The sequence below is a fragment of the Flavobacterium sp. I-STPP5a genome (assembly GCF_009764685.1).
Taxonomy (GTDB): Bacteria; Bacteroidota; Bacteroidia; order Flavobacteriales; family Flavobacteriaceae; genus Flavobacterium.
On sequence record NZ_VHLM01000011.1, the window covers coordinates 51,613 to 62,148 of the forward strand.

A 10,536-nucleotide genomic window follows, 5' to 3' on the forward strand; every position below is an offset into this window, starting at 1 on the left:
AAGTTGGCTAAACGCTGACGGCTAACTGCTGACGGCTAAAGTAAGGATGGATTAAACAATATTTTAACAGGTATTGTACCCGGAGAAAAGAAAATTAGTCGAGAAAAGATTAAAGAATATAAACTTTTTGAGTTTATATTCTTTTTTCTTTACTCTTTCATCTTTTTTCAATTTCAATGAACGTTTAAAAAGAAAAAAGTAGTTTAAAACTACTTTTTCTTCTTGTGACGGTTAGCTCTCGCTCTTTTTTTACGTTTGTGCGTTGCAACCTTATGTCTCTTTCTTTTTTTACCACTTGGCATGTCTTGTCGATTTTATGATTAATATTATTATTTTGCTTCGTTGTTTGTTTTTACCCCTTCTACAAATACTTTTGCAGGTTTGAATGCAGGAATGTTATGTGCAGGAATCTTAATGGTTGTATTTTTTGAGATATTTCTACCTGTTTTCTCAGCTCTAGTCTTCACTATAAAACTTCCAAAACCTCTTAAATATACATTGTCGCCAGTTTCTAATGAATTTTTAACTTCATTCATAAAGGTCTCTACAGTTGCTTGTACATCTCCTTTTTCAAGACCTAATTTTTCTGAAATTTTTGCTACGATATCTGCTTTCGTCATTTTCTTTCCTATTTATAATGTTGTACTATTTTTTTGAGTTTGCAAATATAGGAATTTAAAAAACAATAATTCAAGCTAATTCATTAAATTTTAATTACATAAACTTTTACTTTTGCTAACAAATATTTAAAACATGATTTTTCATAAAACACTGATAGATTGGTATTTACAAAACAAACGTGATTTACCATGGCGTCATACCACAAATCCTTACGAGATTTGGCTCTCTGAAATTATGTTGCAACAAACGCGTGTGGCTCAAGGAATGCCCTATTTTTTTGCTTTTACTACGGCATTTCCGACTGTTTTTGATTTGGCCGCTGCAAGTGAGGAACAAGTGTTGAAATTATGGCAAGGTTTAGGGTATTATTCTAGAGCACGTAATTTGCACAAAACTGCCCAATACATAGCTACTGAACTGTCAGGTATATTTCCACAAAACTACAATGAGCTTTTAAAACTAAAAGGAGTAGGCACGTATACGGCTGCCGCAATTGCATCTTTTGCCTATAACGAAGCGGTTCCTGTTGTTGATGGAAATGTTTTTAGAGTGTTGGCTCGTTATTTTGATGTGGAAACGGATATTGCTCAGGCTGCAACCAAAAATGAATTTGCTGCTTTGGCTTTTGAACTGATGCCAAAGAACATTCCTGCAATTTTTAATCAAGCCATAATGGAGTTTGGTGCCTTGCAATGCGTACCTAAAAGTCCTGATTGTGGTGTTTGTGTTTTTAGCGATAGCTGCGCCGCTTTGCAGAAAAAGAAAGTCGAGCAACTGCCTGTAAAATCGAAAAAACTAAAAGTACGAAACCGATACTTTAATTACTTGGTGTTTGAGGATCTTCAAAGAAATACGTTGATTAATAAACGAACGGATAAAGGAATTTGGCATAATTTATACGAGTTTCCCGTTTATGAAACCGATAAAGAGGAAGGTTTTGATTGTGTAAACGAACAGGTTCAGGAGGAGTATGGCAATGGGAAATCAAATCCTATTATATATGAATACAATGCTAAAAGTATCGTACACAAGTTGTCACACCAACATTTGCATATTAAATTTTGGAAAGTTAAGGTGGGAGAAACTCTAGAGAATGCAATTGATACTGAAACCTTGCGAAGTTTTCCGTTCCCAATAGTTATTCATAATTTTATCGAAAAGGAATTAAATGAATAAAGACTTTTGATTTAATCATTTGTAGTTTTTTTTTTTCTATATTTATACGTTGTAAAACTTAAAATTGAAAATCCCTTTGAGAAAATTACTTCTATTAATTGCTATTCATTTTGTAGCAATCGCTTTAGCACAAACGCAAAAAAGTAAAGCAGAAACAATTCAGAAAAACCAAGAAGCCATTATCGAGGAATTCGTGACTAATTGTGTCCAAAATTATAATTACAATTATAATATGGATGAATGGCAAGCTTGTTTAGATGAAGGATTAAAAAAAGACAGTACGGTTGCTTATTTGTGGCAGCAAAAGGCGATGCCTTATTTTAAAGCAAAGAAGTATGAAGTTGGGATGCGATATATTGATAAAGCGGTGCAGTACAATCGTGAAAAATGGCAATCCTATAGAGCTTTTATGAAATGTATTTTTGCTAAAACTTATAAAGAAGCGATTTTAGACTTTGAAGATTGTCAAAAACGTTTTGGTAATAGTTACGTGATGGATCATACCTATGGGTTTTATATTGGCTTGTCTTATTTGCAACTGAATGAGTACGTAAGAGCAGAAAAGCTTTTTAAGGAATATATTGATGATATTTTTAAAAACAGACAAGGTTTGGAACATCCGACCGTTCTTTTTTACCACGGAATTGCGAAATATGAACAGAGCAAGTTATCTGAAGCTATCTTAGAATTTGATAAAGCTTTGAAAATAGATCCGAATCTGTCGGATGCAAAATATTACAAAGCCGTTTGTTTGGCAAAATTGGGAAGAGTTGAAGAGTATAAGGTAGTAGAAAAAGAAGCAGAAGAAGCAGGAAAATTAGGATATACGCTTAATGAGGATAATACTGTTTATGAAACCTATCCATATCAGGTAAAATGGAAATGACATTTGAAACAGTGTCGAAAACAAAATTAATTTTCTTAAAAAAGTTTTCTAAAAAATGTACCTTTGATTTATACCACAAATCACAATGAACGGAACATTAAATAAGGTCATGCTTATAGGTTATCTTGGTGACGCCATCAAGATGCACTACTTTGAGGGAGGCAATTGTATAGGCAGGTTTCAGCTGGCTACTAATGAAGTCTACATCAATAAAACTACCAATGAAAAAATAACTTCTACAGAATGGCACAATCTTGTAGTGCGTAACAAAGCCGCTGAGCTTTGTGAAAAATACCTTTCTAAGGGAGATAAAATTTATGTTGAAGGCAGGATTAAATCACGACAATGGCAAGCAGAAGACGGCAGTACAAAGCAAACCATGGAAATTCAAGTGACTGAATTCACTTTTCTTACTACAAAAAAAGAAAGCGAAAACAATAAATCTACAGCTGCGGGTGATGATTCAAAAAACACTAATTTTGAACCCGAAAATAAGACGCTACCTATTAATGACTTGCCGTTTTGAAAAAATAAAATAGGATAGTTTCTTTTAAATAAATTTCGATAATGATTTTAAAAAAAATAAAAAATAGCATCACGTTACTACTATTGGCTACCGTTTTATTCAGTTGTAAAGAGGAGTTATTGCCGAAACCGGCAGGCTTTTTACGGTTGGATTATCCAGAGGCTACTTATGTCAATTTTGCCAATGAATGTCCTTTTGGATTTGAGATGAACTCGGAGGCAATCATTAAAAAAGAAAAAAATTGTGGTTTTACCATTACGTATCCTAAAATGAAAGCGACCATTTTTTTGACCTATAATCCTGTTCGCAACAACATAAATGCGTTGTTGCGAGATGCGCAAACACTAACTTTTAAACACGTTATAAAAGCAGATGATATCTTGGAGCAGCCGTATTTGAATCCAAATAAAAAAGTGTATGGTATGTTTTACCAAGTGGATGGGAATGCTGCTACAAACTCACAATTTTATGTAACAGACAGTACTAGGCATTTTGTAACGGGATCTGTATACTTTTATGCCAAGCCCAATTTTGATTCGATTATGCCTGCAGCCAGTTACATAAAAAATGATATGCAGCGCCTTATGGAAACTTTAAAATGGAAATAACAGTTAGGTTATACTGTTAATGTCAAAAAAAGCGTAACCTCTATCAACAAAAAAATCCTCATGTAGAGGATTTTTTCGTTTTAATATTCAATGTTTAAGATTTCATATCTTTTACCTTGTACGTTTTACCATCAGCGGCTGCCTCAACCACTTTGGTTAGTTTTTCAGGTGACTGAATGGTTTTGTCGAAGGTTACTTTGGCTTGTTTTGTTTCAAAATTTACGGTGGCTTCTTGAACACCTTCAAGTTGTGTTAAGTCTTCTTGAATGGTTTTGGCGCAACCTATAGCGCAGGTCATTCCTTCTACTGCAAAGCTTGCCGTTTGTAAATTTGCTGCAGCAATTTTCTTTGGTTTTGCGTTTGGATCTTTTTTGCCTTCAGCATCAGCAGCAATTTCAGTTCCTGGTTTTTTGTTTTCTGATTCTTTACATCCCACAAAAAGGGTGCAAGCAAACAATAATGCAAGTATTGATTTATTGAAATTCATGACGTTATTATTAAAAGTTTATTTTCTAAATGTGTTCACAAAATTAATTAAAAAATGAAGGCGTAATTCATAAAAAAAGTACAATTTTGGAGTAAAATTATCTATATGGAATCAAAGCAGTTAAAGTGGGTGTATCTTGTTGTTCTCGCGCTTGTGTGGGGGAGTTCTTTTATTTTGATCAAGAAAGGATTAGTAGGGTTAACGGCTATGCAATTAGGCTCACTCCGAATTATATTTGCCTCCATTTTTTTAATTATTATTGGTTTTAAAAGCGCTGCTAAAATACCTTCATTCAAATGGAAGTATATTGCGCTAACCTCTTTGTTTGGTACTTTTATTCCAGCCTATTTATTTGCAATTGCGCAAACGGAAATTGATAGTTCCGTGAGTTCTATATTGAATTCTTTAACGCCTTTGAATACGCTTGTTATTGGTGCACTCGTTTTTGGTTTACAATTTAAAAGAAATCAAACCTTTGGGATATTAATAGGACTTATAGGAAGTGCTTTGTTGATTTTGAACGGTGCTTTTCATCATCCTGAGCAAAATTATTACTACGCAATTCTAGTTTTGATAGCGTCAATATGTTATGCAGTAAATGTAAATCTAATCAAGAAGTACTTACATGATTTGAGTCCGTTGAGTATTACAACGGGAAATTTCATCGTGCTTTTGGTACCTGCTTTTACCGTTTTACTGTTTACTAATTTCTTTTCGCAAGTGGGTGAACTTAAAGTACAAGAGTCGGTCTTGTTTATTATGATTCTTGGGGTAGTAGGGACAGGAATTGCAAATATTCTTTTCTTTAAATTGATTCAAATGTCTTCACCTGTTTTTGCTACATCAGTAACGTATTTAATTCCTGTTGTTGCTTTTTGTTGGGGATTGTTAGACCATGAAATGTTGACACCTGTGCAGCTTTTTGGTGCTTTTATTGTTTTAATAGGAGTGTATTTGTCTGCTAAAAAATAATTGTTCTTATAACGGTTTTGCGTGAGGGAAAGCAGCAAGCTACCGAAGTAGCGCGTATTGCCCGACGGCATAAAAAAAGGGACCAACTAGCCGGTATTGCTGAGTAGGTCCCTTTTTTTATGGGGTCACGCCCAAGAAATTTTGAATCAAAAAAGGTTGTCTATTGCTAGACAACCTATATTATTTATGCGCTGTTTATTTATTGAAAATCAGTAGCAAGTACTCCTTCGTTAATTTTAACATCACTTATTTTAATGTCAAGTTCAAAACCTACATTTTGAATCATGTTAAAAGGAACTTTCACGCCTTTTACTTCTCTATAATCACTATATGAAGTAGTTTTAGTCATGCTCTTGCCGCCTTGTTCTAATACAACTGATTCAGCTACTTTTAAACCTGAAGCCACATCATAGAACAATGTAGTTTTACCATTTTTTATTGCGTACGCATCTTTACCATTAATTGGTTCAATGTTTACCAATGTAAGACCTTCTTTTGTAGCGAGTGTTAATTCTTTGAATGGAGTAGCTTCTGCTTTCATATCGTTTAGCATTTCGCCTTCAAGAATTTGTTTTTGTCCTTGTTGCATAACATAGCCTCCTTTTTCATTTACCACTTGCTTCATTAAGCTCATCGTTCCCATGGCTAACTCTACCATTAGCATTCCTTTTGAATCGGTTTTTGAAACAAAACTCAATGGAGCTGGTGCCTGTGGAATTGTAGTACTACCGTTCATCACGATGGTTTTTACTGCTTGTGCTGCTTGAAGTCCACCAATAGATTTGATGTAATTGTCAAGAACACTTTTTACTGTAACTCCTGCAGGAATAGCTTTCTTTAACTCTGGTTTTGCAGTTGGATTACCGTATTTATCAAAATATTGTACTGGATATTTTAGTTTTTCTAATCCAGCAGCGACATCAGCAGCTTTACCTACTATAACGATGCGGCTATTATCAGCTAAGAAATATTTGTTAGCTACTCTTAAAATATCATCGGCAGTTACGGCACTGATGTTTTTAATGTAGTTTTCGTAGAAATCAGCAGGTAAACCTTGTGATTGTATTCTTAAAGCATAACCAGCAACAGTTTGAGGTTTTTCAATTTGCATTACAAATCTACCAATGTATCCCGCTTTTACGCTTGCTAGCATTTCTTCAGAAACTTTTTCAGTTCTAATCTTTTTTAATTCTTTGAAAATTTCAACTACTGTACTGTCTGTAACAGTGTTGCGGACTTGAGTAGAAGCATTGAAAGTTCCAACTCTTTTGTCTCCAGAAATGCTACTTCTAGCACCGTAAGTCCATCCATGAGCTTCTCTCAAGTTCATGTTGATGTAACTGTTAAAGTCACCACCTAAAATTTGGTTTGCAATTAAAACAGCAAAATAATCAGGATCTGTCATTTTAAGTTTAGACATATTCACCACAGCAACTTCTGATTGCACTGCGTTTGGCATGTCAATAAAGTTAATTTGCGTTTGAGGAACATCCTTTGGATCTGTATATGCTATTGATGGCGCTATGGCTTTTTTCCAGTTACTAAAGAATTTTTCAACCATTTTTTTAGTCTCGCTAAACTTTACGTCTCCAACAATAATTAGGTAAGCGTTACTAGGAACAAAATAGGTGTTGTAATTTGTTTTTACATCCTCTAGAGTTACATTTTTTACCGTAGTTTCGCTTACAAACTCACCAGCTGGATGATTTTTCCCGTAGGTTAAAACATTTACAACTCTTCCAGCTACTGCTGAAACACTTTTTTCATTTGCCTTTAACCCTTCAATAAATTTTGCTTTTTCTTTGTCAAATTCCTCTTGAGTAAAAACAGGATTCAGGGCGCCATCAGCCATTAATTCTAAAACACGTCCTGCGTATTTTGAAAGAGAGCTTGCTGATGCTCCATTAGAACTAAAATTGATGTTTGCTCCAAGAAAATCAACCTCTTCGTTGAAAGCTGTTTTAGAAATTTTTGTAGTTCCACTGCCTATCAAAGCGCTTGTCATCTCAGACACACCTTTTTTATCGCCTTCAGTGTAAGGGTCGTTATCTAACGTAAGGCTAAAGGATACGCGTGGTAGTTTATGGTTTTCAACTACCATAACTTTTAAACCATTTTTTAATTCAAATGTTTGTGGTTTTCCAATTTTGATTGTTGGAGCCACTCCAGGTTTTGGCTGTGGGATGATTTGTCCTTGCATAATTAGAGTTAAGAACAAGCTTGATATAATTAATATTGATTTTTTCATAATGAGATATCTTAGTTTTGAGCTTTGTCTTTAGATGGAACGTAATCCAAAACTAACCTTTGGTTTGGATTCAAATATTTTTTTGCAACATCTCTTATTTCCTCACGAGTAATAGATTGGTAGATCTCTATTTCGGTGTTGATCAAGTTTACATCGCCGTACAATAAATAGTAGGTTGCAAGATTATCTGCAATACCATCAATTGTTGAATTGCTGTTTACGTATTGATTTTCGAACTTGTTTTGTAATTTTTGTAAATCCTTTTCAGAAATCAATTCAGTTTGAAGTTTTACAATCTCTGCATCAATTTCAGCAAGAATATTTTCAACAGTATTTGGTGCTTGTGGTAAGCCGTAAATAATGTAGCTTCCGTAGTCTTCTTGGTTATTACTAAAAGCACCTATTTGCAAAGCCATTTTCTTATCGTCTACAATTTTCTTGTACAATCTAGAGCTTTTTCCATCGCTTAATATTGATGAAATCATATCTAATACTCTTGCGTCTCTTGTTTTCATAGATGGCGTTCTGTAGGCAGCAACTATAGCAGGGATTTGAATGTTTGCATCTTCGAATTTTGCTTTTATAGTTTGTGTAATTGGTTCTTCGACAAATGTTTCTCTTTGTATTGGAGCTCCTTTTTGAATTGGTCCAAAATATTTTTGAATCCATTCTTTTGCTTGTTCTTTTTTGAAATCTCCTGCTACAATTAAAACCGCATTATTAGGAATGTAGTATTTCTTGTTAAAAGCTTGGAATTCCTCCAGTGTTGCAGCATCTAAATGGCTCATAGAACCAATAGTTGCCCAACGGTATGGGTGTTTTGTAAAAATGTTCTTTTTTACTTCGGCTAAAAAGTTACCATAAGGCTGGTTGTCTACACGTAGTCTTTTTTCTTCTTTTACTACTTCGTTTTGAGTATCAACACCTATCTGATTAATTACTGGATGTAACATTCTTTCGGCTTCCATCCACAATCCTAACTCTAAGTTGTTAGATGGGAAAACTTCATAGTAATACGTTCTGTCATCTGTAGTATTGGCGTTATTAACTCCTCCATTTCCAGTTACAATTTTAAACCACTCTCCACGTTTTATATTTTCGGTTCCTTCAAATAATAAGTGTTCAAAAAAGTGAGCAAAACCAGTACGTTCTGGATTTTCGTCTTTGGCTCCCACATGGTACATCACAGATGTGATAACTGTAGGTGCAGATGGGTCATTGTGTAAAATTACATGTAAGCCATTGTCTAATTTGTATTCCTCAAAAGCTACTTTCTGCGCAGAAGCGACTCCTCCTAGCATAAACAAAGCACCTAAAGCCATTAATGAATTTTTCATAAGGTTAATAATTTTATTAATATAACAATTAGTAGTGCAGATATTTATTTTGTTACAGTAAAAATGCGACCCAAATAAACTTTAACATCTGTTTGTTTTAGATTAGAGATAGTGATCTTGAAACGAATAGTAAATCAAACGTTTAGGGGTTTGAAATATTTTTTACAGTACGGATTGCAGGTTAGAAATATAATTGTATATTTGCAACCTTAGAAATTATTAAAACAATTCAGTATGTATGCAATCGTAGAGATAGCAGGGCAACAATTTAAAGTAAGCAAAGACTTAAAGGTTTATGTAAACCGTTTGTCTAATGAAGAAGGATCAAAAGTTTCTTTTGATAAAGTTCTTTTATTAGATGATAACGGAGCAATCACTTTAGGCGCCCCAGCTATAGAAGGTGCTTCAGTAGAAGCTAAAGTGTTACAACACTTAAAAGGAGATAAAGTTATCATTTTCAAAAAGAAAAGAAGAAAAGGATACAAAAAGAGAAACGGTCACAGACAATATCTTACTCAAATTGTAATTGAAGGTATTACTGGTGTAGGTGCAAAAAAAGCAGCTCCTAAGAAAGCGGCAGTAGAAGCTAGTACTGAAGAAGTAGCAGCTCCTAAGAAAAAAGCAACCAAAGCTAAAAAAGAAGATACTCAAGAATAATAACAATATAAAACTAATACGTCATGGCTCACAAGAAAGGTGTCGGTAGTTCTAAGAATGGTAGAGAATCAGAATCAAAACGTTTAGGCGTAAAGATTTTTGGTGGTCAAGCTGCTATTGCTGGGAACATCATCGTAAGACAAAGAGGTTCAAAACATAATCCAGGTGCTAATGTTTACATCAGTAAAGATCACACACTACACGCAAGAGTAGATGGAGTTGTTTTCTTCCAAAAGAAAAGAGATAATAAATCTTATGTTTCTATCCTTCCATTTGAAGTTGAAGCATAATTGATTTTCTCAATTATTTAAAAGTCCGTCTCGTTATAAAACGAGACGGATTTTTTTTATACTCACGCAAGGGCTCTCTGTAGTGAAGAGAGTAGAGAAGTGAATAAATAGATAAGAGTTAGATTTAACAAAGCTTCTAGCCTTTTAAAGGCTAGAAGCTTTGTTGTACATACTTCCGCATGAGGGATTACTTCACTTCGATTTTATTTTTATCGGAGTTCATTGAACTTCGTTTGCAGCGACATCCTTTTATGAAGCGCAGCGCAATAAAAGATACAGCGAATAGCCCGAGAGGGCACTGAAAAAGTCCCTCGAATAAGGAAAATGAAAATAACTAAAAAGGAGCGAAAACACAATGGTTTCGCTCCTTTTAGTTATTACAAACCCCTTGTAATCTAAGAAGATTAAATTTGACTAAAAAAAGACGATTAAATAAAATCAAAGCCTTATTTAATCACTTTTTTTAATGATTTTTGAAAACAGGGACTTTTTCAGTGCCCTCTAGCCCGACCCGCAGTTTTTACGGACGGTCATGCCCAAAAACAAAAAACCCTCACATTACTGCGAGGGCACTGAAAAAGTCTTTTTTCGAATAAATTGATAAATAAAAGAAGTAGAAAGCTTAGTATTTCTACTCCTTTTTTGGTATATTTAGCTGTAATTATAAGAGCTTTTAGATGTTAGTACAACAGCAATCAATACAGTTCAGTGAACATTCTTCTTTATAT

The 10,536-nt window shown here is 34.2% G+C and carries 11 protein-coding genes; 7 read left to right on the top strand and 4 right to left on the bottom strand.

Annotation, left to right across the window (positions count from 1 at the left end):
• Nucleotides 1–329 precede the first annotated feature (329 nt).
• Complete coding sequence (locus FJV36_RS03055) at nt 330–620, bottom strand: HU family DNA-binding protein (protein ID WP_066080765.1); 291 nt, start codon at nt 618–620, stop codon at nt 330–332.
• 133 nt (nt 621–753) lie between these two features.
• On the opposite strand from FJV36_RS03055, the gene mutY reads away from it, so the two are divergent.
• The 4 genes from mutY (at nt 754) to gldD (ending at nt 3,817) form a co-directional block, all read left to right on the top strand.
• On the top strand, nt 754–1,797 hold the full coding sequence (mutY, locus tag FJV36_RS03060) for an A/G-specific adenine glycosylase (protein WP_158728752.1): 1,044 nt from the start codon (nt 754–756) through the stop codon (nt 1,795–1,797).
• 76 nt (nt 1,798–1,873) lie between these two features.
• Nucleotides 1,874–2,683 (top strand): tetratricopeptide repeat protein, encoded by an 810-nt coding sequence (locus tag FJV36_RS03065; protein WP_158728751.1) that lies wholly within the window; start codon nt 1,874–1,876, stop codon nt 2,681–2,683.
• Between the two features lie 85 nt (nt 2,684–2,768).
• A complete protein-coding gene (locus FJV36_RS03070; RefSeq protein ID WP_158728750.1) occupies nt 2,769–3,209 on the top strand; it encodes a single-stranded DNA-binding protein in 441 nt (146 codons plus the stop codon).
• Between the two features lie 44 nt (nt 3,210–3,253).
• Nucleotides 3,254–3,817 carry a gliding motility lipoprotein GldD gene (gene gldD, locus FJV36_RS03075; RefSeq protein WP_158728782.1) on the top strand — a complete coding sequence of 188 codons (564 nt, stop codon included), beginning with the start codon at nt 3,254–3,256 and terminating at the stop codon, nt 3,815–3,817.
• A gap of 94 nt (nt 3,818–3,911) precedes the next feature.
• Here gldD and FJV36_RS03080 read toward each other — a convergent pair whose 3' ends face one another.
• Nucleotides 3,912–4,304, bottom strand: a complete 393-nt coding sequence (locus tag FJV36_RS03080; protein ID WP_158728749.1) for a heavy-metal-associated domain-containing protein — start codon at nt 4,302–4,304, stop codon at nt 3,912–3,914.
• Nucleotides 4,305–4,409: 105 nt separating this feature from the next.
• Here FJV36_RS03080 and FJV36_RS03085 point away from each other — a divergent pair, with 105 nt between their 5' ends.
• Nucleotides 4,410–5,276 (top strand): DMT family transporter, encoded by an 867-nt coding sequence (locus FJV36_RS03085; RefSeq protein WP_158728748.1) that lies wholly within the window; start codon nt 4,410–4,412, stop codon nt 5,274–5,276.
• 199 nt (nt 5,277–5,475) lie between these two features.
• Here the strand turns inward: FJV36_RS03085 and FJV36_RS03090 are convergent, their stop codons facing one another.
• Both FJV36_RS03090 and FJV36_RS03095 read right to left on the bottom strand, forming a co-directional pair.
• Nucleotides 5,476–7,524: a pitrilysin family protein gene (locus tag FJV36_RS03090; RefSeq protein ID WP_199250886.1), complete on the bottom strand. Its 2,049-nt coding sequence runs from the start codon at nt 7,522–7,524 to the stop codon at nt 5,476–5,478.
• An 11-nt stretch (nt 7,525–7,535) separates the two neighbouring features.
• The gene (locus tag FJV36_RS03095) at nt 7,536–8,861 is read right to left on the bottom strand and encodes a pitrilysin family protein (protein WP_158728747.1); all 1,326 of its coding nucleotides are present in this window, start codon (nt 8,859–8,861) and stop codon (nt 7,536–7,538) included.
• A gap of 234 nt (nt 8,862–9,095) precedes the next feature.
• Between FJV36_RS03095 and rplU the strand changes: the two genes are divergently transcribed.
• Both rplU and rpmA read left to right on the top strand, forming a co-directional pair.
• Nucleotides 9,096–9,518, top strand: a complete 423-nt coding sequence (gene rplU, locus FJV36_RS03100) for a 50S ribosomal protein L21 (protein WP_158728746.1) — start codon at nt 9,096–9,098, stop codon at nt 9,516–9,518.
• A gap of 23 nt (nt 9,519–9,541) precedes the next feature.
• On the top strand, nt 9,542–9,808 hold the full coding sequence (rpmA, locus tag FJV36_RS03105; RefSeq protein WP_086453627.1) for a 50S ribosomal protein L27: 267 nt from the start codon (nt 9,542–9,544) through the stop codon (nt 9,806–9,808).
• Nucleotides 9,809–10,536 lie beyond the last annotated feature (728 nt).

What these genes read in the sequence shown, in the direction of transcription:
- FJV36_RS03085 (WP_158728748.1), top strand. Translation starts at nt 4,410, where the DNA reads ATGGAATCAAAGCAGTTAAAGTGGGTGTATCTTGTTGTTCTCGCGCTT.
- FJV36_RS03070 (WP_158728750.1), top strand. Translation starts at nt 2,769, where the DNA reads ATGAACGGAACATTAAATAAGGTCATGCTTATAGGTTATCTTGGTGAC.
- FJV36_RS03080 (WP_158728749.1), bottom strand. Translation starts at nt 4,304, where the DNA reads ATGAATTTCAATAAATCAATACTTGCATTATTGTTTGCTTGCACCCTT.
- rplU (WP_158728746.1), top strand. Translation starts at nt 9,096, where the DNA reads ATGTATGCAATCGTAGAGATAGCAGGGCAACAATTTAAAGTAAGCAAA.
- FJV36_RS03090 (WP_199250886.1), bottom strand. Translation starts at nt 7,524, where the DNA reads ATGAAAAAATCAATATTAATTATATCAAGCTTGTTCTTAACTCTAATT.
- mutY (WP_158728752.1), top strand. Translation starts at nt 754, where the DNA reads ATGATTTTTCATAAAACACTGATAGATTGGTATTTACAAAACAAACGT.
- rpmA (WP_086453627.1), top strand. Translation starts at nt 9,542, where the DNA reads ATGGCTCACAAGAAAGGTGTCGGTAGTTCTAAGAATGGTAGAGAATCA.
- FJV36_RS03055 (WP_066080765.1), bottom strand. Translation starts at nt 620, where the DNA reads ATGACGAAAGCAGATATCGTAGCAAAAATTTCAGAAAAATTAGGTCTT.
- FJV36_RS03095 (WP_158728747.1), bottom strand. Translation starts at nt 8,861, where the DNA reads ATGAAAAATTCATTAATGGCTTTAGGTGCTTTGTTTATGCTAGGAGGA.